Below are 26,828 nucleotides of genomic sequence, written 5' to 3'. Positions count from 1 at the left end.
CATGCTGGGTGAGCTCAGAGAACTTGCGCGCAAAGAGGGGCTGGTCATCCACCCCCACAAAACGCGCCCGTTCTACCTGCGCACCTACGGGTTCGAGCCCGCCACCGTTTTCGACGTGGGCGTGTTCGAAGGAACGCCGTGGCTGTATGACAGCTTTCCCGACGCGCATTTTGTGCTGATCGACCCGCAAGGCGATTTGCCCGGTCCGCGCCCGGCCAAGGGCGACTTTCACGCGGTAGCCGTTGGGTCCGCGCCGGGGCAGATGACCCTGACCATCCCCGAAACCAAACCGGGGCAGGGCGGGGCCATGGCCAGCCTGCTGGAACGGCGCGACGCACTTGCGGGCAGTTTTACCGACACAAAGACCCGCGATGTGCCCGTCGTGACCCTCGACAGCCTTGCCACAGGTCACGTCGGCCCCTTTGGGATCAAGATCGACACCGAAGGGTTCGAGGCACAAGTTCTTGCCGGGGCGACAGAAACATTGAAACAGACCGACTTTGTGATCCTTGAGCTGTCCATGGCCCGCCGTTTCGAAGGGGTTGATCCGCCTTCGGCCGCGATTGCCACGCTTGCCGCCCACGGGCTGGAAATGCGCGACGTTCTGGCCATTGCCGATGGTCCAACCAAACGGTCGCAGCCCCGGCATATGGACCTGCTCTTTACACGGTGGGACGCCGCATGATCCGCACGCTGGCCCTTGTCACGCTTTTGACCCTGACGGCCTGCGCGGAGGCGACCCAGGCGGTGGACGATGTCGCTCGCCGCAGCGCCAAGGCGGCGGTGGCCGAGACCCTCACCACCCGGTTCCCGGCGGTGCCGAAACAGGCGGTCACGCCCTTTACCGACTGCGTGATCGACAACGCCACCGCCCGCGAAATCGGCGAATTTGCCAAGGACGCCGTGATCGGCGTCTCAGAAACCACAGTTGCGCTGGTCACCCAAGTGCTCCAGCGCCCCGAAACTCAACAGTGCGTCACACGGGCAGGGCTTACCCTGCTCACCGCGTGAAAGGAGAACCGCAATGGTCCAACTGACACTTCCCAAGAACAGCCGCATCACAACCGGCAAGACGTGGCCCAAGCCCGAGGGTGCCACCAATCTGCGCAAATTCCAGATTTATCGCTGGAACCCCGATGACGGCAAAAACCCGTCCGTCGACACCTATTTCGTCGACATGGACACCTGCGGTCCGATGATTCTGGACGCGCTGATCAAGATCAAGAACGAGATCGACCCGACGCTGACCTTCCGCCGTTCCTGCCGCGAGGGGATTTGCGGATCGTGCGCGATGAATATCGACGGCATCAACACGCTCGCCTGCATCTACGGCATGGACGAGGTAAAGGGCGACGTCAAAATCTATCCGCTGCCCCACATGCCCGTGGTCAAGGACCTGATCCCAGACCTCACCCATTTCTACGCGCAGCACGCCAGTATCATGCCGTGGCTTGAGACCAAGACGAACCGCCCCGCCAAGGAATGGCGTCAGTCGATCGAGGACCGCAAAAAACTCGACGGTCTCTATGAATGTGTGATGTGTGCGTCGTGCTCCACGTCCTGCCCCAGCTACTGGTGGAATGGCGACCGCTACCTTGGGCCAGCAGCGCTTTTGCACGCCTACCGCTGGATCATCGACAGCCGGGACGAGGCCACAGGCGAACGGCTCGACGACCTTGAAGACCCGTTCAAGCTGTATCGCTGCCACACCATCATGAACTGCGCCAAGACCTGCCCCAAGGGCCTGAACCCCGCCGAAGCAATTGCCAATATCAAAAAAATGATGGTCGAGCGCACCGTCTGAGGGTTTCGTGAAAATCCTTTTTCATGCCAACGACCTGGGCCTGCGCGGAACGGCCCAGGCCATCTATGACTACGCTCATTTTGCCGAAGCCCTGCTCGGGCACGAGGCGATGGTGTGTTATCCAAAAGGCCAGGCGGAAACGGACGCAGGGATCGTGGCCAAGTTCGCCGCGCGTTTTCCGCTGACGGAATACGAGCGGTTGGGCGACATCGCGGGGTCCGGTGCTGACCTTACCTATTTCATCAAATATGGCGGGCAGGACGGGCTGGTCAGCCCCGACACACCCAGCGCTATCCATGCGGTGTTTCAGGCCTTTGATCCGCATGGCGCCAGCTATGCATACGTGTCCGAATGGTTGGCGCTGTACTGCACCGGGGGCCGCTATCCGCACGTACCGCACATTGTCACCTTGCCGCCGGGCACGTCGCAGCGTGACGCTTGGGGAATTCCCGAAGGTGCTTTTGTCTATGGCCGCTATGGTGGCTACGACACGTTCGATCTGGATTTCGTGAAATCGGCCCTGCCGCAGTTGCTGACGGACGAAGATGTATGGTGTGTGTTCGTTAACACGGCACCTTTCATTGATCATCCCCGCGTCCTGTTCCGTGATCCTGTGACCGACCCGGTCGACAAATCGAATTTCATTCTGTCCTGTGACGCGATGATCCACGCCCGCAAGCGAGGTGAAAGTTTTGGCCTCGCGATTTGCGAATTCCTGTTCCACGACCGGCCCGTGCTGGCGTGGCAGGGGGGCAAAGACGGCAACCACCGCACGATCCTGCACCCGGCCCCTGGCGCGCTTTACCGCGATGCGGACGACTTTCTGGCAAAGGCGCGCGATTTGCGCAGTGCCGCCCCCTATGACTGGAAGGGCCTCGTGGCGCCTTTCGCGCCGGCGGCCGTGATGGAGCAGTTTGAGCGCGTGTTTGTCAGTCGCGCCGACCCGCCACGTGGCTTTGTTGCAATGACCCGCGCGGGATTCAAACTGCGCAAACTGCTGCGCACATGATCGCAGAAAAGGACCCGCAATGACCCAGCCGTCCGACGCCGACGCCGACGCCCGCCGCGCCATCGCCCCGGTGATCTGCTATCCACCCGAAACATTGCCGCAGCCCGATCTGACGCTTTATGCAGCGGCCCGCGCCACAGCCACACCCCTTTGCGTGGTCACAGCTGACCCGCGTGAGGCCGCGTGTTTCGAAGTGCCGGCAGGCTGCTTTTTCCGCATCACAAGCGTCGATGGCCCGCAAGTTGGGGATTTGAACCTGTGGAACCTGCACGACCTCTCCGAACGGTTCTATTCCGGCAAGACCCGCGCCCTGCACGGCACACATGTAAACACCGGCGACCGGCTCTGGAGCAGTTTTCCCTTCTTGCGCCCGATGGCCACGATCACCACCGATACGCTCGACTGGTATGGGTTCGACGATTTTGGCGGCGGTGTGCATGACGTGATCGGCACGCGCTGTGACCCATATACCGGCAATCTGCTGCAAGGCGGCCATTACCACCATTGTTGCCATTCCAACCTGACGCGCGCGCTCAGCGCGCATACCGGCCTGCCACTGCGCGAGGCCGAAATGCAGGTGCACGACGTCATGAACGTGTTCATGTGCACGGGCTTCACCCGCGACACCGGTCAATACTTTATGAAGGCGAGCCCGGTGCGCCCCGGTGACTACATCGAATTCTTTGCGGAAATCGACCTTTTGGGTGCGCTCAGCGCATGTCCCGGTGGTGATTGCGGGTCAGAACATACGTCCGATGTGGCCCCGTGCCACCCGCTCAGGATTGAGGTGTTCCAACCGGCCCCCGGTACGCTTCACGGATGGCAATCGCCGCCCAAAAACGCCTATGATCGGACGCACGGCATGGGCTAAAGCGCCCCTGCCGTCTCTGTCCCCAAAAAATCCTCCCCGAAGGGTCGGACTGCCACACGCGTCGGCGCGCGCCCAACTTGGGTGGGCGCGAACCAAGGGTTTATCTGCATCTTACATGTCCGCGACGGGGGGCCGCACAGAGGCCGCATTTAGGCCAATGGCCCGGTGCTCAAGACGAACTTCGCCTCAGGCAAACGCCGCTTCCAGGGCAATTTCGACCATATCGCCAAAGCTCCGCTCGCGATCTTCCGATGGCAATGCCTCGCCGGTCTGGAGGTGGTCGCTGACCGTCAGCACAGCCAGCGCCCGACGTCCATGCCGCGCGGCAAGGGTATAAAGCTCTGCGGCCTCCATCTCGACCCCCAGAATACCATGTCGCACCATTTGTTCGTCGAGATCGGGGCGCTCGGCGTAGAATACGTCAGACGAATAAATCCCACCCACATGCGTCTTGGTGCCTTTGGCATCTGCCGCCGCGACGGCGGCCTTCAGCAGGCCGTAGTCTGCACACGGTGCATAGTTCACTTCGCGGAATATGCCCGAGGAGGGTGAGGTGATCGTGGAGGCTGTCATCGCGATAATCACATCGCGAATACCGACATGCGCCTGCATCCCGCCACAGGACCCGATACGGATCAGCGTCTGCGCGCCGTACTCCGCCATCAATTCGTTGGCGTAGATGGACAGGGACGGCATTCCCATGCCGGACCCCTGAATGGTGACCCGGTTGCCGCGCCATGTGCCGGTAAACCCCAACATGCCGCGCACTTCGTTGACCAGCTCCGCCCCGTCAAGAAAGGTCTCGGCGGCCCAACGCGCGCGGTAGGGGTCGCCCGGCATCAAAACGGTTTCAGCGATTTGGCCGGGCGCGGCCCCGATATGGACGGTCATGTCACTCTCCTGATTGGTGTCGAGTGACTGGTAGCCTGACTGGGGATCAGACCTCAAGCGTTGCGGGATCGGTGCCCGCAGCCATTGCATCCTTGTACCATTTCGGCTGGCGGCCTTTGCCAGTCCAGGTTTGCGATGGGTTTTCGGGGTTGGCGTATTTGGCAACACCGCCCTTGCCAGAAGATTTGCCGCCAGAGCCGCCCATCAATTCCGCCAGCGTAAAGCCATATTCCGCTGCTGCGGCTTCTGCAGCTTTGCGCGCCTCCTTTTTATCCCGTTTCTTTGCAGCCATCAAAGCGGCGTCCACATCTGTACGCAATTTTTCAAGCTCCTGATGGGACATCTTTTCGAGACTCTTGGCCATTCTTTTATTCCTAATTCTGAGTGGTTTTTATCCAATACGAGAATAAATGCGCTACAAGCAATGGGTTGGCCGTCCGCATTTGTGTCAAGGTCGGCAAAAAACAGCCGATTGCCACCGCTGCGCGAACGGATGTAACTCTGACGCGAAATTTGCTGAACTCAGGCGGGCACTTTAAATAGGATTATTCCGCCGCAACTGCCGTCGGATCAGCCAATGTCACGATATCCATCATGATCATGTTCAATTCGAAATCTTTTGGCGTATAGACGCGCGCCACGCCAAAGGCGCGCAGTCTTTGGGCATCTTCATCCGGAATAATGCCGCCGACAATGACAGGAATGTGGCCCAAACCTTCGGCCTGCATCCGCTGCATCAGATCCTCGACCAATGGGATATGACTTCCTGACAGGATGGAGAGGCCCACCACGTGGGCTGCGTCGTCACGTGCCGCCGCCACGATCTCTTCGGGGGTGAGGCGGATGCCTTCATAGGCGATGTCCATGCCGCAATCGCGCGCGCGCACAGCAATCTGTTCAGCCCCATTCGAATGACCATCAAGACCCGGCTTGCCAACAAGGAATTTCAGCCGCCGCCCCAAACGGTCACTGACCGCGTCCACGGCGTCGCGCAGGTCATCCAGCCCTTCGGTCTTGTTCGACCTGCCAGACGAAACGCCAGTGGGACCACGATATTCTCCGTGAACGGCGCGCATCTGTGCGGCCCATTCGCCCGTTGTTACGCCGGCGCGGGCGCAGGCAATAGAGGCAGGCATGACGTTCTCGCCCGCAGCGGCTGCCGCGCGCAGATCGGCCAATGCTTTGGCCACCGCATCGCTGTCGCGTGCAGCGCGCCATGCATCCAGCCGCGAAATCTGTTCGGCTTCGACCGCAGGGTCCACAACCATGATACCGCCATCACCTGTCATTAGCGGCGACGGCTCGCCCGCCTGATATTTGTTCACGCCGACGACAACCGTTTCACCCTTTTCGATCCGACCAAGGCGGTCGGCATTGGATTGCACCAATTGCCCTTTCATATAGTCAATTGCCGCAATTGCTCCGCCCATTGCATCGAGGCTGGCCAATTCATGGCGCGCGCCGTCCTTGAGCGCTTCGACCTTGGCGTCGACTGCCGGGTTGCCGTCAAACAGATCGTCAAATTCCAGCAAGTCGGTCTCGTAGGCCATAATCTGCTGCATCCGCATCGACCATTGCTGATCCCACGGGCGCGGCAGGCCAAGCGCTTCGTTCCACGCGGGCAATTGCACGGCGCGGGCGCGGGCTTTCTTCGACAGGGTGACGGCCAGCATTTCGATCAGAATACGGTAGACGTTGTTTTCTGGCTGCTGTTCGGTCAGGCCAAGCGAATTGACTTGAACGCCATAGCGGAAACGGCGAAATTTTGGATCGGTCACGCCATAGCGTGTTTCGCAAATCTCGTCCCACAAATCGACAAAGGCGCGCATTTTGCACATCTCGGTCACAAACCGGATACCCGCATTCACAAAGAAGGAAATGCGCCCGACCACGGCCGGAAAATCCTCCGGCGCGATGCGGGGTTTCAGAGCGTCCAGCACCGCAGTGGCGGTCGCCAGAGCAAAGGCCAATTCCTGTTCTGGCGTCGCACCCGCCTCTTGCAGGTGATAGGAACAGACGTTCATCGGGTTCCATTTGGGCAGATTGGAATAGCAGTATTCGGCCACATCCGCGATCATCCGAAGGCTGGGTTCCGGCGGGCAAATATAGGTGCCGCGGCTCAGGTATTCCTTGATCAGGTCATTTTGTACGGTGCCTTGCAGTGCTGACACGTCTGCGCCCTGTTCCTCGGCCACAGCGATATAGAGCGCAAGCAGCCATGGGGCAGTCGCGTTGATCGTCATTGACGTGTTCATCTGTTCCAGAGGGATCTCCGAAAACAGGGTGCGCATATCGCCCAAATGCGCGACCGGAACGCCGACTTTGCCCACTTCGCCCCGTGCCAGAACGTGGTCGCTGTCATATCCGGTCTGCGTTGGCAGATCGAAGGCCACGCTGAGGCCGGTCTGTCCTTTGGCGAGGTTTGCCCGGTACAGCGCATTGGATGCGGCAGCGGTGGAATGGCCAGCATAGGTGCGGATCAGCCAGGGGCGGTCTTTCTGGGTCATGGCGGCCTCGTGAATCATCTGAGCAAGAAAATTGCGTTATAGGCGTGATAAACGAAACTTTGTCTCTCCGTCAATCCGCTGCGTCGCGGCATTTCTGCCGCGCTTGCAAACGGCGTCGGCATTTCTGCCGCGCTTGCAAACGGCGTCGGCATTTCTCCTGCGCTTGCAAACAGCGTCGGCATTTCTAATCGGTGGGATCAAACTTGGGGAGGGGCAGGACGCTGTGTCTTGCGCCGGGGCAGCATCGCCACACCCAGCATCAACCATCCAAGCACACCCACGGAATGTGCCGACAATGTCGCGTCTCCGGTAAAGGTCATGTAGGCCAGCAATTCTTCGGGGCGGGGCGGGGCCTTGATCACCGACTGTGCGGGCAACCCGTCAAAGATCAGACGGTAATAGGTATAGTAGCCTTGGGGCGACAGCCAGATAAAGCTGATGAACAGCACCCCCCAAATAAAGGGGCGCAATATCAGGGGGCGGTGAAATGTCATCAGCCGCGTCACACCCAACGCTGCCGCCGCCATAACCAAAGACAAGATCAGCAAACCAATCTGACCCGCCACCCCGAGGGTAAAGAAACTGTCGCCATCATACATGCCACTATGTTGCGCCGACGGCGCACGGGCTGCCAGCGCAAAGTTACGTGTTGTCCCGCGCCCATACGCCTGCAAGTGTTGCGCCATGTGGCAAACCGTTGAACTTCCTCTGTGGTTTTTTGTGCTGATCGTGCTGTTTGCCGCGGTCACCTTTGCGTCGCACTTTTTGTTTCCATCCGTCCGCTGGTTCTTTCGCCGCAGGCTGGAGCGGGCCGTGGCACGGCTGAATGAACGGCTGACGGTGCCGATTGAGCCGTTCAAGCTGGCCCGCCGCCACGACATGATCCAGCGGCTGATCTACGATCCGGAGGTCAGTCAGGCCATTGTGGTCCATGCCAAGGAAAATGACGTCCGCGAAGACGTGGCGTTTCAGATGGCGCGGCGCTATGCGCGGGAAATCGTGCCCAGCTTTTCCGCCTTTGCCTATTTCGGCTTTGGCATTCGCGCCGCGCGCTGGCTTGCCAACTCACTGTATACGGTACACACGGCCACGCAGAACACTGCGCATCTCAAGGATATTCCCAGCGATGCAACGGTGGTCTTTGTGATGAACCACCGCAGCAACATGGACTATGTGCTGGTGACCTATCTGGCCGCGCGCGCCTCTGCGCTCAGCTATGCGGTTGGGGAATGGGCGCGGGTCTGGCCGCTCAGCCGGTTGATCAAATCCATGGGGGCCTATTTCATTCGCCGCAAATCGCGCGGGCAACTGTATCGAAAGGTGCTGGCCCGATATGTGCAACTTGCGACCGAAGGTGGCGTGACTCAGGCGATTTTTCCCGAAGGCGGGTTGAGCGTCGATGGCACGCTCAAGCCGTTCAAGATGGGGCTGCTGTCATATGTGATCGACGCCTACGACCCTGAAGGCCGCGATATCGTCTTTGTGCCTGTGGCGATCAACTATGATCGCGTATTGGAGGACCGTGTGCTGATCGCGGCCCATCAACGGGGGGACCGCCGGTTTCCGGCGCGCATTTCCGTGGTCATGGGCTTTGCGCTCAAGATGTTCTGGAAACGTATCCGGGGCAAGCACATGGGGTTTGGTGCGGCCAGTGTCAGCTTTGGTCAGCCGCTGTCCTTGCGGGCGCAACCAGATGTGGGCGCGGTCGAGTTGTTGGCGGCAGAGCTGAAAGAGCGGGTGGAACGGTCGATGCCCGTCTTTGGCGTGCCGCTTCTGGCGCATTTGTTTCTGCACGCGCAGGGACCGTTGAGCAAGGCGGCGTTGATGGAAGAGGCCGAGGCGCTGTTTCGGTTGACAATCGGCACCCGTCCCCGTGTGTCCCGCGACAGTTTTCCGGGCTTTGTGAACGCGGCGCTAAAGCGGATGCACACGCGTGGCATGATCATCAAGGACGACGATCATTGGGTCATGGTCGCGGCGGAACAGCCGCTATTGCAATATTACGCCAACAGCATCCGGATCGCGCCCGACGTCGAAAATGCTGCGACCGCAAAGTCATAAAATTACAAAATCAGACTTTTTCGTGTTGCTTTCTTTCGTTTTGAGCCATATCCACGGCAAATACCGCATCGATTCTGCGCTGCGGCGGAAAAATATTGGCTATGGAGGCTGCAATGGCACTCGACACCAGCATCGCGTCCTACGACGCACCGGAAAAAGACCTCTATGAAATGGGGGAGATGCCGCCCATGGGCTACGTGCCCAAGCAAATGTACGCATGGGCCATCCGCCGCGAGCGTCACGGTGAACCCGATACCGCGATGCAGTTGGAAGTGGTGGACGTGCCCGTGCTGGACAGTCACGAGGTGCTGGTGCTCGTGATGGCCGCAGGCGTGAATTATAACGGTGTTTGGGCGGCTTTGGGCCAGCCGATCAGCCCGTTTGACGGGCACAAACAGCCATACCACATCGCCGGTTCCGATGCGTCGGGCATCGTGTGGGCGGTGGGCGACAAGGTCAAACGCTGGAAGGTCGGCGACGAGGTCGTGATCCACTGCAATCAGGACGACGGCGACGACGAACACTGTAATGGTGGCGATCCAATGTATTCGCCCAGCCAGCGTATCTGGGGCTACGAGACGCCCGACGGCTCCTTTGCCCAATTTACCAACGTGCAGGCGCAGCAACTGATGCCGCGGCCCAAACATCTGACATGGGAAGAGAGCGCGTGCTACACGCTGACACTCGCCACGGCATACCGGATGTTGTTTGGTCACGAACCGCATGACCTGAAACCGGGCCAGAACGTGCTGGTCTGGGGCGCTTCGGGTGGTCTGGGGTCCTATGCGATCCAGTTGATCAACACCGCAGGCGCCAATGCGATCGGTGTGATCAGTGACGAGAGCAAGCGTGACTTTGTCATGGACCTCGGTGCCAAAGGTGTCCTGAACCGCAAGGATTTCAATTGCTGGGGGCAACTGCCCACGGTGAACACGCCTGAATATGCGGACTGGTTCAAAGAGGCGCGCAAGTTCGGCAAGGCGATCTGGGACATCACCGGCAAGGGCAACAATGTGGATATGGTGTTCGAACATCCCGGCGAGGCGACGTTCCCTGTGTCCACCTTTGTTTGCAAAAAGGGCGGCATGGTTGTGATCTGTGCAGGCACCACCGGGTTCAATTGCACCTTTGACGTCAGATATATGTGGATGCACCAGAAGCGTTTGCAGGGCAGCCACTTTGCGCACCTGCAACAGGCGTCGGCTGCGAACCACCTGATGGTGGAGCGTCGGCTGGATCCGTGCATGTCCGAGGTGTTCGATTGGGATGACTTGCCGCAGGCCCACATGAAGATGCTCCGCAACGAGCACAAGCCCGGCAACATGTCGGTGTTGGTGCAAGCACCCAAGACGGGGTTGCGCACCTTGGAAGACGCGCTGGAGGCGCGCTCCTGACGGTCACACGCTTAAGGTGAGTGTGAAACGCCCGCGAATCACCCTATGGTGGCGCGGGCGTTTTGCGTTTTTTGACCGGTCCAACCGTTTCAAACACTTAAAATTTGCGACCTCACCATTTTTGGGGAGGAGAAATACGTGAATTTTCAAGGGAAGTTAACACATGCTATAGTTGTGTTAATCTTTCGTTAACCAATGAGAAGTGACTCTGACCATGAAAAGTGACTGGATACTGGACGTTCTCGCTGACCTTAAAACATTTGCCCATGCAAACGGGATGCCGGCCTTGGCTGAGCAGCTGGATGACACGGCAATTGTGGCGTTGGCCGAGATCGCCGCGATGAAGGATACGCAGCATGGTCAGCGCAGCAATGGCGAAACAGCCGTTGGAATTCATTTTGGAGGAGCTGGAGCAAGCTGACGGTCTTGAGGCCCTCCAGCGCGCGTCAGAACAAATACGGGACCATTACGGGATTGATCATGTGGTGTACCACTGGGTCGACTCCGCCGGGGATCAGTATGGTTGCGGCACCTACTCGGACGCGTGGCGGGAACGGTATCTCGAGCAGAACTACCTGCGCGTTGATCCGGTCATTGTCGGGTGTTTTCAACGGTTTCACCCAGTGGACTGGAAGCGCCTCGATTGGTCAAGCAAGGCCGCCCGCGCGTTTCAGGCCGAAGCCATCGCATACGGGGTTGGCAATCAGGGGTTTTCGGTGCCGATCCGGGGGCCGAACGGACAATTCGCACTCTTTACCATCAGCCACTCATGCAATGATGACACGTGGGCAAACTGGACCGAAACGCATCGCCGCGATCTTATCTTGATCGCCCACGACTTTAACCAAAAAGCACTGGAGCTCGAACCCGACCGCACGCCAGAACAATCCCAGGCCCTCAGCCCGCGTGAGGTGGACGCGATGACATTGCTAGCCATGGGCTACAGCCGCGCACAGGTCGCCGACACGCTGTCGATTTCCGAGCATACGCTGCGGGTCTATATCGAAAGCGCGCGGTTCAAATTGGGGGCGCTGAACACAACACATGCCGTCGCCCGCGCCATGAGCCGCGGTTTGATCGTCGTCTGAGCGGCCTGTTGCGCTGTGCAGGATTGCACCGTACGCGGGTGGTAGTAGACGTTAACGCACGTATCGGTAGTATTTCAGTCATACCTGCCCCGGTTTGACAAGGAGTCCACCAATGCTGCGCTACGTTTATGCGTCCGACCTCGCCGACTATCCCCTTTTGGCCCGCACAATGTTCGAAGACCGTGCCGATCAGTTCAAGACACGTCTTGGTTGGGATGTGGACATTGACGGCGACGGGCAAGAGCGTGACCAGTACGACCAACTAAACCCTCTCTACGTGATCTGGGAAGAACCTGACGGGCGCCATGGCGGGTCCATGCGGTTCTTGCCCACCACCGGGCGGACCATGGTGAACGAGCATTTCGGTGAACTGATTTCGGGTCCCGTGACCAGCCCGCTGATCTGGGAATGCACCCGCTTTTGCCTCGCGCGCGGCGCGGGGGGACATGTGGCGGCTGCGCTCATGCTGGGTGGTGGTGAGATCATGCAAAACTTTGGCGTGGAACATTTCGTTGGCGTGTTCGATGCCCGCATGGTGCGCATCTACCGCATGATCGGATCCTCGCCCGAGGTGCTCGGCAGTGCCGGCACTGGCCGCGACCAGATCAGCGTGGGCCTTTGGCATTTTGACCCTGACGCCGCGTCTCGGGTGGCCGCGCGGGCCGGGATATCCCTTGCGCAATCGCGTCAGTGGTTTGACCGCGCCTTTGGCACCCAAACACACCCCAGCTTTGCCCAAAGCGCCTAAGCCGTCTGGTCCCTGTCGGAAGTGGCCTATAGGGTCGCGCCATGACCAATCTTGCCCTCTCCGACGATCAGGCCAGCGCCTTTGACAGTGTCACCGAAATGCTGCGGGGCGCGGGAATAGACCTCGACGACGCGCTGCTGACGCCGTCCAAATCTTCGGCCACGTCGGTGATGGCCGTGACGGGCAAGGCGGGGTCGGGCAAGACCATGTTGCTGTCCGAACTCTACAAGGCGCTTGAAGGGGCAGGGGTCGAGGTCGTGTCGGGCGACTACGAAAGTCGCAAGCGCCGGGACAAACGCACGCTGGCCATCCTTGCGCCGACGAACAAGGCGGCAAGCGTGCTTCGCTTTCGCGGTGTGCCGGCCACCACGATCCACCGTATCCTCTATACTCCGGTCTATGACCCCGAATACGAGCGCATCGCGGAATGGCTGGCTGGCAATGGCGAACGTCCCGAGGTCGAGGGGCTGACCGAAGAGGCACTGGACCGCGCTTCCGCCTTTTTCCAGAACAACAAATCGATTCCCGGTGCCTTGGCGGCGGCGGGCCTGCGCGGCTCGGACTTTATCACGGGTTGGAAACGGCGCGAGGAACCGCTCGATATCGGGTTCGTGGATGAAGCCTCAATGCTGGATGACCGCCAGTTCGAGGATCTCAAGGAAATCTTTCCGACACTCCTGCTGTTTGGTGATCCCGCGCAGCTTGCCCCGGTGAACCAGTCAGGTGCCATGGTCTTCGACAGCCTGCCCGCACCTCGGGTGCTGAACCTTGGCCGTATCCACCGGCAAGCGGCAGACAACCCGATCCTCGATCTGGCCCATGCGCTGGCTGATCCAGAGGTGGATTTCCACCGGTTCGAACGCATGGTCGAAGACGCCGCAGCGCGCGATGACCGCGTGGTCTGGGGCCAACGGGTCGAAGTTGACCTGATGGCGCGCAGCCCCGCACTTGTCTGGCGCAATGTCACCCGCGTCCGGCTGATTCAAGCGTTTCGCACCGTGTACGGGGCCCCGGATGATCGCCTGCTGGAAGGCGAGCCCTTGATTTGCGACGGGCTGGAACTGCCTCTGAAACATAGGAAAAAACGGCTCGACCTCGAGGCGCGTGGGCTGATCAAAGGCGCGCAGGTCATCTATCTCGGCGAGGGGCGCAAGCCGGGCTTCTCGCGCTTGCACGTGATGGGGGCCGAGGACCCGCAAGTGTCCGCCGCGTCCATCGTGAAAATAGAAAAACCCGATGAGGAAGAGCCGTTTATCCCCTATGCAGCCCGCATGGGCGCTGCTTTTCTCCACGGAGCGGCCGTAACCATCCACAAGGCACAAGGCAGCCAGTGGAAAACTGTGCAGGTCTTTGCCCCCGACCTTTACACCGCCGCCCGCATGGGCCGGACCGAAGCAGGCCAACCCTTGTGGAAACGGCTGGCCTATGTGGCAATCACGCGGGCACAGGAACGGCTGATCTGGGTTGTACGCAACCGGCTGGCCAAGCCATCTGCGCCGCTGACGATTGACGATCTGCGCAGCACTCCAGCGGCCCCCCTGACCCTCAGCGAACCAACCGAAGATTGATCCGTTTCTTCTGACTAAAAATACCACGGGGAGCGCGAGGGGCTGGCCCCTCGTTCCTGCGCGTCACAGGCCGTGCCGTCAGTTTCGGATCAGAGAAAAGACCGCTGACGCGCCCCAGCCAGCGGCGATGGCGATGGCCAGTGACATGATCCCGTACCAAAACGGGTTCTCGCGGCTCATACTGTACAGCCAGCGTTCCAACCCGACCTTGCGCACCTCAATGGTCGTATCATAGCGCGATACAACCGCTCCGTCGCGCGTCAGCAGGATGCGGGTCTGATATGCGCCCTCTGTTAGCGCGGCGGGCAGGGCGATGCGCGTGCGAAACAGCGATTCCTGATCGACAACGACCTGACCTTCAAGCTCTTGGTAGATCCCGGCGTCCTGCCGCACGCGGATCAGCGCCGCAACGTAGGCGCTTGCGTCCAGAACCGAACTGGGGACCGTCAGGCTGCGCAGCAGGCTCGGCACCGTGACGCGGTGTTCAAGGTTGTCACGAATGCTCAGCACGTCGTCCAGCGGTGCGCTTGTCGCCACGGCATAGTAGCTTGGCGCGCCTTCCAATTGCACCTCTTCGGTGTTGACCCAGATACCATAGCGGCGCTCCTTGCGGCGCACGGAAACCGGCTCCGCCGGGCCCGCAATGGTAACCAGAACGCCAAGCTGTCCGGGTGGCGGGGGCGCGTCACGCTTGATTGCGCCAAAGATCAGGATTTCCGAGCCGTCAAAGCTGGTCGTGATGGCAACCTCTTTTTGCGACAGGCCCAGCACGACCTCTTCGGCGGCTGCCGGCAGCACCATGAGGAAAAGGGCCAGCACCCAACGCATCAGTGGCCCCCTGCCTTTCCGACGCTGTACAGCTCTGATGGCATGACCAGCAGATCAAAGGCCAGTTTGCCACAAACAGCCAGCACCATCATCGCCAGCAGGATGCGCAGTTGTTCGGCTTTCATTTTGACGCCGATACGGGTGCCGATTTGCGCGCCGATCACACCGCCAACCAGCAACAGAACGGCCAGCATCACGTCCACGGTATAGTTCGTGGTCGCGTGCAGCATAGTGGTGAAACCGGTAACAAAGATGATCTGGAACAGTGACGTGCCCACCACCACCTTGGTGGGCATTCCCAGCAGGTAGATCATCGCAGGCACCATGATGAACCCGCCGCCCACCCCCATGATCGCGGCCAGCACGCCCACACACAAACCCACGAGCAGGGGAGGGATGACCGAGATGTAGAGGCCCGACACCCGGAACCGCATCTTGAATGGCAGTTTGTGTATCAGCCCGTGTTTCTTGCGCTTGGGCAGGGCCGTGCCGCGATTGGTCTTGCGGATCGCGTTGAGGCTTTCGATGAACATCAGCCCGCCGATCACACCCAGAAAGACCACGTAGCACAGCCGCACAAGCAGATCGACTTGCCCCAGCGACTTGAGATAGTTGAACAGCAGAACACCCAGTGCCGCCCCGACAAGCCCGCCGATGAGCAGCACGGTGCCCATCCTGAGGTCCACCGTCTTTCGCCTGAGATGCGCAAGCACGCCGGAAAAGGAAGAGGCGACGATCTGGTTGGCCTCGGTCGCCACGGCCACGGCCGGTGGGATGCCAATAAAGAACAGCAGGGGCGTCATGAGAAAGCCGCCGCCAACGCCAAACATGCCTGACAGAATGCCCACCAGCCCGCCCAGCCCCAAAAGCAGGAAGGCGTTGACCGATACCTCGGCGATGGGCAGGTAGATTTGCATGGACCCTGTTAGTCCCTGCGCTTCGCAGAAATCAAGGGGTCTTGCCGCCGCGCAGCAATCTGGAACGAAAAAAGCGGGGAACTGGCCTTATCGGCTCAGCGCTCTTTCACATAGGGTTCGCCACCGGCCCGCGGCGGGATCGCCTTGCCACCGACACCGGCAAGGATCACGACCACAAGGATATAGGGCAGGGCGTCCATCAACTGAACCGGCACCGTGATCACACCCAGATCGATGTTCTGGAACCGCAGTGCGATGGCTTGCAAAAAGCCAAACAGCAGACAAGTCCATAGCGCGGACCAAGGCCGCCATTTGGCGAAGATCAGAGCCGCGAGAGCGATAAAACCACGGCCCGCCGTCATGTCCTTGACGAACCCCGCTTGCAGGGCCGTGGCGAGATAGGCCCCCGCAATCCCGCAGAGCACGCCACAGATCGCCACAGCGGCATAGCGCAGGCCAACCACAGATACGCCCGCAGTGTCCACCGCTGCGGGGTTTTCGCCCACAGCGCGCAGGCGAAGGCCAAACCGGGTGCGGAACAGGACGTACCATGTCGCGGGCACCGCAAGGAACGCGATATACACGAGGATGGAGTGGCCCGAGACCAGTTCGGAATAGGTCGGGCCAAAAATCGGGACACTGCCTAGGCTGTCGGCAAAGGGCAGGTCAAACCCTTCGAACCGGCCAGCACCGGACAATTGCGGGGTGCGCCCGCCTTGGCTGAACCAGTCCTGCGCTACCAGCACAGTGATGCCAGCGGCGAGGAAATTGATCGCAACGCCGGAAATCAGTTGGTTGCCGCGGAAGGTGATGGAGGCCAGCCCGTGAATGATCGACAGAAACATCGACGCGCCGATGCCTGCCAGCAAGCCCAGCCAGACATTGCCGGTGATAGCAGCGGTCGCAGCAGAGAACATGGCCGCGGCCAGCATCTTGCCCTCAAGCCCAATGTCGAAGATGCCCGCACGTTCCGAAAACAGTCCGGCAAGGCAGGCCAGCAGCAGTGGCGTGGCGAGGCGCACGGAACTGTCGAGGATCTGAATGAGGGTCAGGAAATCCATGTCTTACTCCCCCGCCTGCACATTCGGGCGGCGGCGCATGGCAAGAAACATCCGTTCCAGCGGCATCCGCACCATATTGTCGAGCGCGCCCGTGAACAGGATCACGAGCGCCTGAATGACGACAATCAACTCGCGCGGGATTGACGTCCAGAGCGCAAGTTCAGCCCCGCCCTGATAGAGAAACCCAAAGAGAATCGCGGCAAGAAAGACGCCAAACGGATGGCTGCGCCCCATCAGGGCCACGGCGATGCCGATAAAGCCCGCCCCTTCGACGGCGTTCAGCACGAGGCGCTCGGCCTCGCCCATGACATTGTTGATGGCCATCATGCCCGCCAGCCCGCCGGACAGCAGCATGGCGATCATGGTGATGCGCACTGCCCCGATGCCTGCATATCGCGCCGCCCGGTGTGATTTGCCGAAGGATCGTATTTCGAGGCCCAGAGGCGTGCGCCAGATCAGCAACCACACCAGCACGCAGGCGATCAGAGCGACCACGAGCGACACATTGGCCGGAGCAGCCTTGGAAAAGTTGATGCCGATGGGGGCCAGCATCTCGTGCAGGGAGGGCAGGTGCACCGCCTCGTCAAAGCGGGCGGTGGCGGGATCCATACTGCCCGCGGGGCGCAGCACGTTCACCAGCATGTAGTTCAGGACCGCAGCGGCGATGAAGTTGAACATGATCGTGGTGATCACGATATGGCTGCCCCGGCTGGCCTGAAGATAGGCCGGTATCGCGGCCCAAAGCGCACCAAACACGGCAGAACCGACGACGGCGGCAATCAGCGCCATGGACCAGTGCGGCCACGGGATGAACAGGCACACCAGCGCCACGCCAAGCCCGCCCAGCATAGCCTGCCCTTCGCCACCGATGTTGAACAGGCCCGCGTGAAAGGCGATGGCGACGGCGAGCCCCGTGAACATGAAATTTGTGGCGTAGTAGAGCGTATAGCCCCAGCCATAGGTCGATCCCAGCGCACCGGTGATCATAAGTCGTACAGCGGCCACCGGGTCCTCGCCGATGGCGAGGATCACGAGGGCCGACAGGATCGCAGCGAGGATCAGGGAGATGAGCGGCACGAGGATGACCTCGGCCCATTTGGGCATTACATCCATCGTCCCGCTCCGTTTCCTGATTGAGTGCTGCGCACACGCCATTTTTTGGGGGGTTTCACCCCCGTCGCTGCCGCGACGCCCCCATGGTATTTTTGGTCAGAAGAAGTCATGCCGTCACCCCCGCCATGAGGAGGCCCAGCTCCTTTTCATCCGTATCGGTGGCGGCGCGTGTGCCCATGATCTGACCATCAAACATAACCGCAACACGGTCAGCGAGGCCGAGGATTTCCTCAAGCTCGACGGAGACCAACAGGACCGCCTTGCCCTGATCGCGCAGGGCGACAATCTGCTGGTGGATGAATTCGATGGCACCGATATCCACGCCACGGGTGGGCTGGCCCACCAAAAGCAAGTCCGGGTTGCGCTCGATCTCGCGGGCGAGAACGATTTTTTGCTGGTTGCCACCGGAGAAATTCTTGGCAGCAAGATGCGGATGGGGCGGGCGGACGTCAAAGCGGTCCATCTTTTCCTGAGTATCGGCCTTGATCGCGGCGTTGTTCATCAGGATGCCAGACGCGTAGCGCGGATCGTGGTGATAGCCGAAGGCTGTGTTCTCCCACGCGGAAAAATCCATGATCAGGCCTTCGCGCTGGCGGTCTTCGGGCACATGGGCGATGCCGTTGGCCCGGCGTGACCGCCCGTCGGAGTTCTTGCCGGTCAGGTCGATGGGCTGGCCGTTGAGGGTGATTGTACCGGTGCCGGTGGCATAGCCGCCCAGAACCTCAAGCAATTCGGATTGGCCGTTGCCTGCCACGCCTGCAATGCCGAGGATTTCGCCCGCGCGCACTTGCAGGTCAATGCCCTTGAGCCGTTCGACGCCCTGTTCATCGCGGACCCGTAGATTCTGCACATCCAACACCACGTTACCGGGTTGTGCTGGCGTTTTGTCGACGCGCAACAGGACCTTGCGGCCCACCATGAGTTCGGCCAGATGCTCGGGGCTGGTCTCTGAGGTTTTGACCGTTGCGGTCATCTCACCCCGGCGCATCACGCTGACCGTGTCGGTGATGTCCATGATCTCGCGCAGCTTGTGGGTGATCAGGATGATCGTTTTTCCTTCGTCCTTGAGGCGGCCAAGGATGCGAAAAAGCTGATCGGCTTCGGCGGGGGTCAGCACGCCTGTCGGTTCGTCAAGAATCAGGATATTTGCCTGACGGTACAGGGCCTTGAGGATTTCCACGCGCTGCTGCATTCCGACGCCGATTTCTTCGATGACGGCGTCCGGATCGACCTTGAGGTCATATTCCTGTTCCAGTTCCAGCAGGGACTTGCGGGCCTTGGCGAGAGAGGGGCGCAAAAGAGCGCCGTCCTCGGCGCCCAGGATGATGTTTTCCAGAACGGTGAAGTTTTCGACCAGCTTGAAGTGCTGGAACACCATGCCGATGCCTGCGGCGATGGCCGCTTGGCTGTCGGGGATTTCGGTGCGGTTGCCAGAAATAAAAACCTCGCCTGCGTCCGCCTTGTAGAACCCGTAGAGGATCGACATGAGGGTCGATTTGCCCGCGCCGTTTTCACCGATGATGCCGTGGATCGTGCCGGGCATGACGCGGATGGAGATGTCTTTGTTGGCCTGCACGGGGCCGAAGGCCTTGGAAATGCCTTTGAGTTCGATGGCAGGGGCGGTCATGGGCGGGCCTTCGGTTGGAAAAGGGGCCGCGCCACGGGTTGCGTGGCGCGGCCCCGATATCAGTGCGCGTGATTTAGAAGTTCAGCGCGGGGCAGCTGTCGTCGGACATATAGTCATGCACGGCCAGTTCGCCCGAGGCGATGGCAGCAGACGCTTCGTCCACGGCGGCTTTCATTTCATCCGACACCAGCGGCGCGTTGTTGTCGTCAAGTGCGTAGCCGACGCCACCATTTGCCAGACCCATGACGTTGAATCCGGTTTCCATATCCGGGCCATCGGTAAAGGCCTGGAACACGGCGTTGTCGACGCGTTTCATCATGGATGTCAGCACCTTGCCCGGGTGCAGGTAGTTCTGGTTGCTGTCGACGCCGATCGACAGGATGTCCTCATCAGCGGCCGTTTGAAGAACACCCACACCTGTACCGCCTGCTGCGGCATAGACCACGTCCGCGCCCTGGGAAATCTGCGCCTTGGTCAATTCGGAGCCCTTCACCGGGTCATTCCATGCGGCAGGTGTCGTGCCGGTCATGTTGGCGATCACGTTGGCGTCGGGGTTCACAGCCTTGACGCCTTGCGCGTAGCCGCAGGCGAATTTGCGGATCAGCGGGATGTCCATACCGCCGATAAAGCCGACAGTGCCGGATTGCGACGCCTTGGCGGCCATCATGCCCACGAGGTACGAGCCTTCGTGCTCGTTGAACACGACCGAGCGCACATTGGGCGCGTCCACGACCATGTCGATGATGGTGAATTTGGTGTCGGGATAGTCAGCGGCGACCTGACCCAGCGCGTCGGCAAAGGCAAAGCCCGCCATGACGATCGGGTTTGCACCTGCTTCGGCAAAGCGGCGCAGGGCCTGTTCGCGCTGTGCTTCGGATTGCAGTTCGATCTCGCGGAAAGAGTTGCCGGTTTCGTCTGCCCAGCGTTTCGCACCGTTAAAGGCCGCTTCGTTGAACGATTTGTCGAACTTGCCGCCAAGGTCGAAGATCAGCGCAGGTTCGGCAAGGGCGGCGCCTGCGGACAGGGCCATGGCAGCCGTGGCGCCGAGGATTTTCTGCATGAAGGTCATGTGGTCGTCTCTCCCAGTTTTCGTGGTTGGGGCAGGGGCAGCAGCTCCGCCAAGCCCGGGATCAAGTTGATCATGCGGGATTAGGCCGCAGGGCTGAGGTGGGGTCAACCCGTTTTTGCGCCCGCAGCGCGGGCAAAAGGCGCTGACCTTGCGATAAGTTGACGGGGTGCGCGGTGTTTGGGCGACGCGCCTGCGCCGCCGGTCAAGACAGCGGTGCGCGCATCACCCATGCATCAGCCTTCCCATGTGGTCGGGCGTAGTATGCGGGCCGTTCGGCAACGGTTTCAAAACCGGATTTGACGTAAAGCCTGCACGCTGCGTGGTTGTCTGCGGCCACTTCGAGAAAGGCCGTGTTGGCCAGCTTTGCGGCTTGTGTCATCCAGTTCTGCATCAGCGCGTGCCCGACGCCCTGACCCTGATGCACCGGGTCAACGGCGATGGTCAGCAGTTCGGCTTCGTCCGCAACAGCGCGCCAAAGGGCAAAGCCGTGTGCCGCCGTTGTCAGGTGCGTGTGCCGGTCAGCGCAGAGATTTGCAAACTCCTCGGCAGACCACGGGCGTTCAGTGGTGAAGGCCGCCGCGTGCAACCGGGCCAGTTCAAAAGCGGTCATGGCAAGAGAGGCGGCGGAACATCCCGTGCGGGGGCCGCATCAGGCGCTTTGACGTAGAGAGGTGCGGGCGCGTCTGGTGATGCGGGCCAGCGTTCGGCACCAATCGCGGCGATTGCTTGTGCGAGGGCTTGGGGCGTGGGGTCTGGGGCCGCGTTGTCGATGCTTTGCCGTGGAACAAGGGACGGCGTTGCAGCGTCGCGGACATAGACCATGTCGCGGGGGGCGGGGATGATCACGCGGCTGCCATGCGGGATCGTTCGCGCACGGACGTCGAACCCGTCGACGCCATAGGCCGGGATGCCAAGGCCAAGCGCCAGCCCGCGCGCGGCGGACACGCCGATGCGGATGCCGGTGAAATTGCCCGGACCGACGCCCACGGCCAATGCGGACAGATCGGACCATTGGACCGCAGCGGTGTCGAGCACCTCTTGCAGCATGTCCATCAGACGCTCGGCCTGTCCGCGTGCCATGTCTTCGCCTGTGGATGCCAGCAACCGGTCGCCCCGCACAACCGCAGCAGCGCAATGCGCGGCAGTTGTGTCAAAGCCAAGAACGAGGGGCGCATCGTTCATTCGGCAGCATCACTGAGCGTGTCGCGGGCGGACCCGGTTTGGCGGGGCAGATCATCGGCAATGTGCAACCAGCGCGGCGCGCTTTCCGCGTGGCAGTGCAATTGCGGCGCTGCGGCGTCAATCTGGTCGAGAATGCCGAGCGGTACATAGACTTGCGTGGGCAAGTAATCAAACTGCGCGGCCAGCGGTGAGCCGCAGGCCGTGCAATTCCAGCGTTCGACCCCTGCGCTGTGCGAGGCAGGCGCAGGCAAGGGAGGCGTGGCGGTCAGGGCGGTGCGGTCAAAGGCGGCAAAGGCCGCCACCGGCCCACCAGTCCAGCGCCTGCAATCGCGGCAATGGCAATAGGCGACTGTTTGAGCAGGGGCAGACAGCGTCAGCGTGACCGCGCCGCAATAGCAGCGCGCGGTGAACGCGGTGTCAGACAGCGACAGGGCGCACCTCGGTCACTTCTGGGATGTAGTGCCGCAGCAGGTTTTCGATTCCCATCTTGAGCGTCAGTGTCGAGGACGGGCAACCGGCGCAAGCGCCTTGCATGTGCAGATAGACCACACCCCTGTCAAAGCCGTGGAACGTGATATCGCCACCGTCCTGTGCGACGGCGGGGCGCACGCGGGTGTCGAGCAATTCCTTGATCTGGCCCACGACAACGCCGTCTTCGCCATCATGTTCGGCGTGACCGGACGCGGGTGCGTGGCCTTCGCCCATCACAGGCTGGCCGGATTGGAAATGTTCCATGATCGCGCCCAGCAGACCGGGTTTGATGTGGTCCCATTCGACACTTTCGGCCTTGGTCACGGTGACAAAATCGGTGCCGAAAAAGACGCCGGTGACCCCTTCGACCGCAAACAGGCGTTGGGCGAGGGGGGATGTCCCGGCGGTCTCGGATGTAGGGAAATCAGCGGTGCCGGTTTCCAGCACGGTCTGACCGGGCAGGAATTTCAGGGTGGCGGGGTTCGGGGTCGATTCCGTCTGGATGAACATCGTCGCATCTCCTGCAGGGTTATATTGGATATGCGGGGCGCAGGTCGCGGTGTCAAGGTTTGGAACGGTTCTAAGTTATGGCTGCCCGGTGCTCAGGGCAATGACGCGCGCGACATCGCCTGCCAACAGCGCGTCGGTGAGCTCTGCGGCGCGCGGCTCTTGCAGATATGCTTCGGGGTCGTCCAGCGACACCGCGAGCGCCTTTGTCAACGCCTGCCCTGCGGTTTGAGACAGCTGACCGTTTAGTTCCGCGCTGTCTTCAGCCATCTTTTCCAAGTCGAGATACAGTCGCGACGGCTCACCGGCCAGCGGGTGCGTCAGCATCAAAAGGGCAAAATGCGCGCCCGCTTCGGGCGAAATGTAAAACGTCATATTGCTCGCGAATTGTGCAGGCAGCCGGTATTCGGGATCATCAAGGAAATGCCTCCAGACTTGTGACACAAAAGGCCACATGTCCGGCGATGCGAGGGCGGCAGTCAGCGCGCTCTCTGACGCTTCTGGCAAATGGAACAGGTCTACCGCGTCTTGGGCGATGCCGCGTGTCATCGGGGTTGTTGCTGCGATATCGCCCATGGTCTGGAGGATCGCAATTTCGTCCTCCGCGCTCCAATACGCACCGGAGGCAAAGTACCAGACCTCCCGATCATCCGAATGCGCGCGAAAATGGGCATGGATCCGATCCATCAAAGCATCGGTGGGCGCGGCCTTTTGCAGAATGAACATGTAGGCCAGTGCAAAAAGCGGGTCATCTTCGGCCTCGGCGGCGCGTTGCACCAGCCGGGCTACATCAGCATCCTCGGCGGCACGCCGGATCAACCTGTCGGTTGGTGTGCCCCAAAGGATATCTGTGCGGTTCTCCTTGACGGCATTGATCAGAGTATTCGTCTCGGCTGAGGCAAGCTGTTCCTGCAACGTGGCAAGTCGCGCCTCACCGGCGGCCAGCGCTGCTTTTTGGTCTTCGAGTTCTTGTTGGAAGGCGCTTTCGATCTGTGCCAGTTGCCGCTCGCGGTCGGCCTGCGCCTCGGCCAGTTGCGCGCTGTAGCGGGCTTCAAGCTGGGCGAGTTGTACGTCAATTTCGGCAGCGCGGGCCGACAGGTTCGCCTCCTTGGCGGCCAGTTCCTCTTCTGCGGCGCGCAGGGCCTCTGTGGCGATGGCCAGGTCGACGCGACCCTGTTCGAGGTCGTTCTGTACCTCGATCTTCTGCAATTCGAGCAAGGTTTTTTCATTGTCGAGCCGGGTGCGTTCCAGATCGAACAGCCCCGTCCAGAACCCAAGCCCAAGCGACGCGGTTGCAAGTATCATCGGCCCGATCACCGCGTAGATGCCCGGTTTGCGCCATGCAGGCCTGTTCAGATCGGCAATTTCGCGTTCCAGCTTGGTGCGCTCTAGGTCGTCCTTGGTCAGCGAAGATTTCGGGCTGATATCGCGCACGGAGTGGCCTCAGGTGATGGCTTCGAGCTTTTCCTTGCTCAGGTCGCCCGGCACGATGGTGACGGGAATGGGCAGATTGCCTGCGGAGCGGCTGAGCTGTGTGACAAGCGGTCCGGGCCCCTTTTTGTCGGTGCCAGCGCCCAGAACGAGCACCCCGATTTCGGAATCAGCAAGCACATGCGCCATGATTTCGTCCATGGGCTGGCCTTCGCGGATGACCAGTTCGGGGTCGATCCCCTGTTTGTCCCGCATCCACTTGGCGAAGACTTCGAAATGGGCATGGATCCGTTCCCGCGCCTCTTCGCGCATCACATTGCCCACACCAATCCAGTGGTTGAATTCATCCGGAGGAATGATCGACAGGATGGCCACGCCACCACCCGTATGCGCCGCCCGCATCGCGGCAAAGCGCATCGCGTTCAGACACTCGCGGCTGTCGTCCAGCACAACAAGAAACTTGCGCATGTGTCGGTCCTTTTGGTCGTTCGCCTGATCATGCCGGGGTGGCGCGGTGCTGGCAATTGGAAAGTGAGCAGGCGGCGCAACGGCGGCAGACCGACCCTTCGGGGAGGATTTTTTTGGGGACAGAGACGGGGACGCCCGCATGTTCAGGTGCTGGCGGCCCAGTCCCAGTACATCTCGCGCACGCGCCGGGTCATGGGGCCGATCTGGTAGGAGGTATCCTCGAACCCGGTCACAGGTGTCACCTTCATCATATTGCCAGACAGGAATACCTCGTCCGCGGCTTCGAAATCTTCAAAGCCAAGGACCGTTTCGACCACTTCTATCCCATCGGCGCGCATGTTGGTGATGTGGCGTGCACGGGTGATCCCGGCCAGAAAAGTGCCATTGGGGATGGGCGTGAACACGGTGCTGTCGCGCACCATAAAGACATTGGCGGTGGCGCTTTCGGCGACATTGCCCATGGCGTCCGTCGCCAGCGCATTGCCAAAGCCGCGTTGGCGCACCTCTGTCAGCATCCGCGCATTGTTGGGATAAAGGCAGCCCGCCTTGGCGTTGACCACGTTGTCCTCCAGCACGGGGCGGCGAAAGCGGGTGCGGCCCAAACTGGTCGAGGCGGTGGGGGCGGCCATGGGAATTTCTTCGAGACAGATGGCAAATCCGGTCTGCTCGGGCAGGGGCACGATGCCTGTCGCGTCGCCGTGGATCGCCCAGTACATGGGCCGGATGTAGACAGTGGCGTCCGCCGGATACAGGGCGAGCCCCTCGTGTACCCGTGCCACCATGTCGTCGGTGCTGACGGTCGGCGTGATCATCAGTGCGGCAGCCGACCGGTTCACGCGGGCGCAATGCGCCCACAGGTCCGGCGCGCGCCCATCAAAATATCGCGCCCCGTCGAAAACTGTCGTCCCCAGCCAGCTGCCATGATCTGCCGCCTGCATGATGGCCACATCGCTGTCGTGCCACGTGTCATTGAAATAGGTCCGAATGTTCGTGCCGACGGCCATTGTGCCCCTCCCGTTTGGCGCAACGCTATCAGAGACCGATCAGAAGGCCAGCCTCGTTTAGCGCGCGCCTGTCGCTTCGAACCGGGCGAAGGCGTCGGCATAGTCCGGGTGCCAGCGGGACAACGCGGGGCGGTTTTCGGCGATGTCCGCCGCCGCCCACGCAATGCGACGCTGGTCGCGCGTCGCATCAACGTCATTGTCGGGGCACAGCACGTAGAAATCTCCGGCTGTCATCCGTTCAAGAAAGTGGTCCACCGTCTGTTCGCTGGTCCAAGCGGCGGCGGGTTTTTCCGGCATAACGCTGGCGATCATACCGGTATAGGTAAAGCCGGGCACAAAAAGATGGGCCGAGATCGGCGCGCCTGTCGCGCGCAGTTCGTGGGACAATTGCTCGGTCACCACGCGGACTGCGGCCTTGGACACATTGTAGGCGGGATTGCCCGGTGGCGTCGTGATCCCCTGTTTGGAGCCGGTATTTACGATCACCGCGGGGCGGGCTGCGTCGATCATGCGGGGGACAAAGGCGTGCAGCCCGCGCAGGACACCGCGAAAATTCACATCAAGCAGGCGGTCCCAATTGTCCATCTCGGACCATGTGCTGTTGGCAAGGCCGCCGATCCCCGCATTGTTCATCAACACCGCCACAGGCCCCGCGCCGAACGCAGTGTCTGCGAGCGTTTGCATATCGGCATCGTGGGTCACATCCGTCGGCAGGCCAAGGACAGTGGCGCCGTCGCGGGCGATGGCTTGAACGTCGGCCACGGCACTGTCCAGTTGCGGCCCCGCCAGATCGGCGAGGATGACGCCCAGCCCCGCTTGGGCAAAGCGCATGGCCGCCACGCGACCCACGCCGCTTGCCGCGCCTGTGACGACGGCATTGCCGCCGGATTCGAGTGCTTTGCGATACATGTCATTCCCCCGTTTGGGTCAGCCTAGGCTGCGGGGGTAGGCGGGTGCAACAGTGTCAGCCGTCCTTGCGGAGCTGGTAGACCCCTTCGGGCAGGTCCAGAGCGGCGGCCAGATCGCGCACCTGTTCGGGCGACAGCGTCACCCGCATCGTGCTGTCGGTGCGGGGGTCAAACTGTTCGACGGTGATGCACTCGGCAAAGCTGTTGACGATCACGTCCTCTTGCAGGGGGGCCGCACCATCATCGACCAGCGTGATGACCGTGCTGTCGAATTCATGCTCGATGGTAAACATCACCACCC

30 protein-coding genes are annotated in these 26,828 nt (G+C 61.0%); 11 read left to right on the top strand and 19 right to left on the bottom strand.

The features are described 5' to 3' along the window. Position 1: 1 nt before the first annotated feature. From Q1A85_RS11475 to Q1A85_RS11455, 5 genes are read left to right on the top strand one after another with little or no spacing between them, the layout of a single operon-like run. The gene (locus Q1A85_RS11475; RefSeq protein WP_299688907.1) at positions 2-685 is read left to right on the top strand and encodes an FkbM family methyltransferase; all 684 of its coding nucleotides are present in this window, start codon (positions 2-4) and stop codon (positions 683-685) included. Next, on the top strand, positions 682-1,011 hold the full coding sequence (locus Q1A85_RS11470; protein ID WP_299688904.1) for a hypothetical protein: 330 nt from the start codon (positions 682-684) through the stop codon (positions 1,009-1,011). The genes Q1A85_RS11475 and Q1A85_RS11470 overlap by 4 nt, the downstream gene beginning before the upstream one ends. A 13-nt stretch (positions 1,012-1,024) precedes the next feature. After that, positions 1,025-1,804 (top strand): succinate dehydrogenase iron-sulfur subunit, encoded by a 780-nt coding sequence (locus tag Q1A85_RS11465; protein ID WP_299688901.1) that lies wholly within the window; start codon positions 1,025-1,027, stop codon positions 1,802-1,804. 7 nt (positions 1,805-1,811) lie between these two features. Then, complete coding sequence (locus Q1A85_RS11460) at positions 1,812-2,813, top strand: hypothetical protein (RefSeq protein WP_299688898.1); 1,002 nt, start codon at positions 1,812-1,814, stop codon at positions 2,811-2,813. 19 nt (positions 2,814-2,832) lie between these two features. Further along, complete coding sequence (locus Q1A85_RS11455) at positions 2,833-3,684, top strand: DUF1989 domain-containing protein (RefSeq protein WP_299688895.1); 852 nt, start codon at positions 2,833-2,835, stop codon at positions 3,682-3,684. A gap of 186 nt (positions 3,685-3,870) precedes the next feature. Here Q1A85_RS11455 and deoD read toward each other — a convergent pair whose 3' ends face one another. The 4 genes from deoD to Q1A85_RS11435 form a co-directional block, all read right to left on the bottom strand. Then, on the bottom strand, positions 3,871-4,575 hold the full coding sequence (gene deoD / locus Q1A85_RS11450) for a purine-nucleoside phosphorylase (RefSeq protein WP_299688892.1): 705 nt from the start codon (positions 4,573-4,575) through the stop codon (positions 3,871-3,873). A 46-nt stretch (positions 4,576-4,621) separates the two neighbouring features. After that, positions 4,622-4,939, bottom strand: a complete 318-nt coding sequence (locus Q1A85_RS11445; RefSeq protein ID WP_299688889.1) for an H-NS histone family protein — start codon at positions 4,937-4,939, stop codon at positions 4,622-4,624. A gap of 181 nt (positions 4,940-5,120) precedes the next feature. Further along, positions 5,121-7,082, bottom strand: a complete 1,962-nt coding sequence (locus Q1A85_RS11440) for a protein meaA (RefSeq protein ID WP_299688886.1) — start codon at positions 7,080-7,082, stop codon at positions 5,121-5,123. 197 nt (positions 7,083-7,279) lie between these two features. Next, positions 7,280-7,768, bottom strand: a complete 489-nt coding sequence (locus Q1A85_RS11435; RefSeq protein WP_299688884.1) for a hypothetical protein — start codon at positions 7,766-7,768, stop codon at positions 7,280-7,282. Between Q1A85_RS11435 and Q1A85_RS11430 the strand changes: the two genes are divergently transcribed. The 6 genes from Q1A85_RS11430 to Q1A85_RS11405 all read left to right on the top strand — a co-directional run bounded on the left by Q1A85_RS11430 (position 7,767) and on the right by Q1A85_RS11405 (position 13,941). Beyond that, positions 7,767-9,143: a 1-acyl-sn-glycerol-3-phosphate acyltransferase gene (locus Q1A85_RS11430; protein WP_299688881.1), complete on the top strand. Its 1,377-nt coding sequence runs from the start codon at positions 7,767-7,769 to the stop codon at positions 9,141-9,143. The genes Q1A85_RS11435 and Q1A85_RS11430 overlap by 2 nt on opposite strands. Before the next feature lie 113 nt (positions 9,144-9,256). Beyond that, positions 9,257-10,537 carry a crotonyl-CoA carboxylase/reductase gene (gene ccrA, locus Q1A85_RS11425; protein ID WP_299688878.1) on the top strand — a complete coding sequence of 427 codons (1,281 nt, stop codon included), beginning with the start codon at positions 9,257-9,259 and terminating at the stop codon, positions 10,535-10,537. A gap of 214 nt (positions 10,538-10,751) precedes the next feature. Further along, complete coding sequence (locus tag Q1A85_RS11420; protein WP_299688875.1) at positions 10,752-10,958, top strand: hypothetical protein; 207 nt, start codon at positions 10,752-10,754, stop codon at positions 10,956-10,958. Next, complete coding sequence (locus Q1A85_RS11415) at positions 10,909-11,625, top strand: autoinducer binding domain-containing protein (protein ID WP_299690171.1); 717 nt, start codon at positions 10,909-10,911, stop codon at positions 11,623-11,625. Before Q1A85_RS11420 ends, Q1A85_RS11415 begins: the two co-directional genes overlap by 50 nt. Before the next feature lie 112 nt (positions 11,626-11,737). Next, entirely contained in the window at positions 11,738-12,373 is a 636-nt protein-coding gene (locus tag Q1A85_RS11410) for an acyl-homoserine-lactone synthase (RefSeq protein WP_299688872.1), read from the top strand. 41 nt (positions 12,374-12,414) lie between these two features. Further along, positions 12,415-13,941, top strand: coding sequence for an AAA family ATPase (locus Q1A85_RS11405; RefSeq protein WP_299688869.1), 1,527 nt, complete (start codon positions 12,415-12,417; stop codon positions 13,939-13,941). Between the two features lie 78 nt (positions 13,942-14,019). Here Q1A85_RS11405 and Q1A85_RS11400 read toward each other — a convergent pair whose 3' ends face one another. The 15 genes from Q1A85_RS11400 to Q1A85_RS11330 all read right to left on the bottom strand — a co-directional run bounded on the left by Q1A85_RS11400 (position 14,020) and on the right by Q1A85_RS11330 (position 26,820). Further along, a complete protein-coding gene (locus Q1A85_RS11400) occupies positions 14,020-14,769 on the bottom strand; it encodes a TIGR02186 family protein (RefSeq protein ID WP_299688866.1) in 750 nt (249 codons plus the stop codon). Continuing rightward, the gene (locus Q1A85_RS11395; protein ID WP_299688863.1) at positions 14,769-15,686 is read right to left on the bottom strand and encodes a sulfite exporter TauE/SafE family protein; all 918 of its coding nucleotides are present in this window, start codon (positions 15,684-15,686) and stop codon (positions 14,769-14,771) included. Before Q1A85_RS11395 ends, Q1A85_RS11400 begins: the two co-directional genes overlap by 1 nt. Positions 15,687-15,781: 95 nt before the next feature. Next, a complete protein-coding gene (locus Q1A85_RS11390; RefSeq protein WP_299688860.1) occupies positions 15,782-16,747 on the bottom strand; it encodes an ABC transporter permease in 966 nt (321 codons plus the stop codon). 3 nt (positions 16,748-16,750) lie between these two features. After that, a complete protein-coding gene (locus Q1A85_RS11385) occupies positions 16,751-17,860 on the bottom strand; it encodes an ABC transporter permease (protein ID WP_299688857.1) in 1,110 nt (369 codons plus the stop codon). Between the two features lie 106 nt (positions 17,861-17,966). Beyond that, positions 17,967-19,487, bottom strand: coding sequence for an ABC transporter ATP-binding protein (locus tag Q1A85_RS11380; RefSeq protein ID WP_299688854.1), 1,521 nt, complete (start codon positions 19,485-19,487; stop codon positions 17,967-17,969). Positions 19,488-19,560: 73 nt separating this feature from the next. Then, positions 19,561-20,556: a BMP family ABC transporter substrate-binding protein gene (locus Q1A85_RS11375; protein ID WP_299688851.1), complete on the bottom strand. Its 996-nt coding sequence runs from the start codon at positions 20,554-20,556 to the stop codon at positions 19,561-19,563. A 202-nt stretch (positions 20,557-20,758) separates the two neighbouring features. Further along, on the bottom strand, positions 20,759-21,166 hold the full coding sequence (rimI, locus tag Q1A85_RS11370) for a ribosomal protein S18-alanine N-acetyltransferase (RefSeq protein ID WP_299688849.1): 408 nt from the start codon (positions 21,164-21,166) through the stop codon (positions 20,759-20,761). Next, positions 21,163-21,738 carry a tRNA (adenosine(37)-N6)-threonylcarbamoyltransferase complex dimerization subunit type 1 TsaB gene (gene tsaB, locus Q1A85_RS11365; protein WP_299688846.1) on the bottom strand — a complete coding sequence of 192 codons (576 nt, stop codon included), beginning with the start codon at positions 21,736-21,738 and terminating at the stop codon, positions 21,163-21,165. The genes rimI and tsaB overlap by 4 nt, the downstream gene beginning before the upstream one ends. After that, positions 21,735-22,109: a GFA family protein gene (locus Q1A85_RS11360; RefSeq protein WP_299690168.1), complete on the bottom strand. Its 375-nt coding sequence runs from the start codon at positions 22,107-22,109 to the stop codon at positions 21,735-21,737. Before Q1A85_RS11360 ends, tsaB begins: the two co-directional genes overlap by 4 nt. Positions 22,110-22,155: 46 nt before the next feature. After that, positions 22,156-22,719, bottom strand: a complete 564-nt coding sequence (locus Q1A85_RS11355) for a NifU family protein (RefSeq protein WP_299688843.1) — start codon at positions 22,717-22,719, stop codon at positions 22,156-22,158. A gap of 75 nt (positions 22,720-22,794) precedes the next feature. Next, complete coding sequence (locus tag Q1A85_RS11350; protein ID WP_299688840.1) at positions 22,795-24,150, bottom strand: hypothetical protein; 1,356 nt, start codon at positions 24,148-24,150, stop codon at positions 22,795-22,797. 9 nt (positions 24,151-24,159) lie between these two features. Beyond that, positions 24,160-24,615, bottom strand: coding sequence for a universal stress protein (locus Q1A85_RS11345; protein WP_299688837.1), 456 nt, complete (start codon positions 24,613-24,615; stop codon positions 24,160-24,162). A 143-nt stretch (positions 24,616-24,758) separates the two neighbouring features. Continuing rightward, positions 24,759-25,619: a branched-chain amino acid aminotransferase gene (locus Q1A85_RS11340; protein ID WP_299688834.1), complete on the bottom strand. Its 861-nt coding sequence runs from the start codon at positions 25,617-25,619 to the stop codon at positions 24,759-24,761. A 57-nt stretch (positions 25,620-25,676) separates the two neighbouring features. Beyond that, positions 25,677-26,528 carry an SDR family NAD(P)-dependent oxidoreductase gene (locus tag Q1A85_RS11335; protein WP_299688831.1) on the bottom strand — a complete coding sequence of 284 codons (852 nt, stop codon included), beginning with the start codon at positions 26,526-26,528 and terminating at the stop codon, positions 25,677-25,679. A 55-nt stretch (positions 26,529-26,583) separates the two neighbouring features. Further along, positions 26,584-26,820: a hypothetical protein gene (locus Q1A85_RS11330; protein ID WP_299688828.1), complete on the bottom strand. Its 237-nt coding sequence runs from the start codon at positions 26,818-26,820 to the stop codon at positions 26,584-26,586. Between the last annotated feature and the right edge of the window lie 8 nt (positions 26,821-26,828).

This window comes from uncultured Tateyamaria sp. (genome assembly GCF_947503385.1).
In the GTDB taxonomy this organism is placed as follows: Bacteria; Pseudomonadota; Alphaproteobacteria; order Rhodobacterales; family Rhodobacteraceae; genus Tateyamaria.
This window is presented reverse-complemented; position numbering and strand designations above follow the sequence as displayed.

What these genes read in the sequence shown, in the direction of transcription:
- Q1A85_RS11475 (WP_299688907.1), top strand. Translation starts at nt 2, where the DNA reads ATGCTGGGTGAGCTCAGAGAACTTGCGCGCAAAGAGGGGCTGGTCATC.
- Q1A85_RS11470 (WP_299688904.1), top strand. Translation starts at nt 682, where the DNA reads ATGATCCGCACGCTGGCCCTTGTCACGCTTTTGACCCTGACGGCCTGC.
- Q1A85_RS11465 (WP_299688901.1), top strand. Translation starts at nt 1,025, where the DNA reads ATGGTCCAACTGACACTTCCCAAGAACAGCCGCATCACAACCGGCAAG.
- Q1A85_RS11455 (WP_299688895.1), top strand. Translation starts at nt 2,833, where the DNA reads ATGACCCAGCCGTCCGACGCCGACGCCGACGCCCGCCGCGCCATCGCC.
- deoD (WP_299688892.1), bottom strand. Translation starts at nt 4,575, where the DNA reads ATGACCGTCCATATCGGGGCCGCGCCCGGCCAAATCGCTGAAACCGTT.
- Q1A85_RS11445 (WP_299688889.1), bottom strand. Translation starts at nt 4,939, where the DNA reads ATGGCCAAGAGTCTCGAAAAGATGTCCCATCAGGAGCTTGAAAAATTG.
- Q1A85_RS11440 (WP_299688886.1), bottom strand. Translation starts at nt 7,082, where the DNA reads ATGACCCAGAAAGACCGCCCCTGGCTGATCCGCACCTATGCTGGCCAT.
- Q1A85_RS11430 (WP_299688881.1), top strand. Translation starts at nt 7,767, where the DNA reads ATGTGGCAAACCGTTGAACTTCCTCTGTGGTTTTTTGTGCTGATCGTG.
- Q1A85_RS11435 (WP_299688884.1), bottom strand. Translation starts at nt 7,768, where the DNA reads ATGGCGCAACACTTGCAGGCGTATGGGCGCGGGACAACACGTAACTTT.
- ccrA (WP_299688878.1), top strand. Translation starts at nt 9,257, where the DNA reads ATGGCACTCGACACCAGCATCGCGTCCTACGACGCACCGGAAAAAGAC.
- Q1A85_RS11420 (WP_299688875.1), top strand. Translation starts at nt 10,752, where the DNA reads ATGAAAAGTGACTGGATACTGGACGTTCTCGCTGACCTTAAAACATTT.
- Q1A85_RS11415 (WP_299690171.1), top strand. Translation starts at nt 10,909, where the DNA reads ATGGCGAAACAGCCGTTGGAATTCATTTTGGAGGAGCTGGAGCAAGCT.
- Q1A85_RS11410 (WP_299688872.1), top strand. Translation starts at nt 11,738, where the DNA reads ATGCTGCGCTACGTTTATGCGTCCGACCTCGCCGACTATCCCCTTTTG.
- Q1A85_RS11405 (WP_299688869.1), top strand. Translation starts at nt 12,415, where the DNA reads ATGACCAATCTTGCCCTCTCCGACGATCAGGCCAGCGCCTTTGACAGT.
- Q1A85_RS11400 (WP_299688866.1), bottom strand. Translation starts at nt 14,769, where the DNA reads ATGCGTTGGGTGCTGGCCCTTTTCCTCATGGTGCTGCCGGCAGCCGCC.
- Q1A85_RS11395 (WP_299688863.1), bottom strand. Translation starts at nt 15,686, where the DNA reads ATGCAAATCTACCTGCCCATCGCCGAGGTATCGGTCAACGCCTTCCTG.
- Q1A85_RS11390 (WP_299688860.1), bottom strand. Translation starts at nt 16,747, where the DNA reads ATGGATTTCCTGACCCTCATTCAGATCCTCGACAGTTCCGTGCGCCTC.
- Q1A85_RS11385 (WP_299688857.1), bottom strand. Translation starts at nt 17,860, where the DNA reads ATGGATGTAATGCCCAAATGGGCCGAGGTCATCCTCGTGCCGCTCATC.
- Q1A85_RS11380 (WP_299688854.1), bottom strand. Translation starts at nt 19,487, where the DNA reads ATGACCGCCCCTGCCATCGAACTCAAAGGCATTTCCAAGGCCTTCGGC.
- Q1A85_RS11375 (WP_299688851.1), bottom strand. Translation starts at nt 20,556, where the DNA reads ATGACCTTCATGCAGAAAATCCTCGGCGCCACGGCTGCCATGGCCCTG.
- rimI (WP_299688849.1), bottom strand. Translation starts at nt 21,166, where the DNA reads ATGACCGCTTTTGAACTGGCCCGGTTGCACGCGGCGGCCTTCACCACT.
- tsaB (WP_299688846.1), bottom strand. Translation starts at nt 21,738, where the DNA reads ATGAACGATGCGCCCCTCGTTCTTGGCTTTGACACAACTGCCGCGCAT.
- Q1A85_RS11355 (WP_299688843.1), bottom strand. Translation starts at nt 22,719, where the DNA reads ATGTTCATCCAGACGGAATCGACCCCGAACCCCGCCACCCTGAAATTC.
- Q1A85_RS11345 (WP_299688837.1), bottom strand. Translation starts at nt 24,615, where the DNA reads ATGCGCAAGTTTCTTGTTGTGCTGGACGACAGCCGCGAGTGTCTGAAC.
- Q1A85_RS11340 (WP_299688834.1), bottom strand. Translation starts at nt 25,619, where the DNA reads ATGGCCGTCGGCACGAACATTCGGACCTATTTCAATGACACGTGGCAC.
- Q1A85_RS11335 (WP_299688831.1), bottom strand. Translation starts at nt 26,528, where the DNA reads ATGTATCGCAAAGCACTCGAATCCGGCGGCAATGCCGTCGTCACAGGC.
- Q1A85_RS11330 (WP_299688828.1), bottom strand. Translation starts at nt 26,820, where the DNA reads ATGTTTACCATCGAGCATGAATTCGACAGCACGGTCATCACGCTGGTC.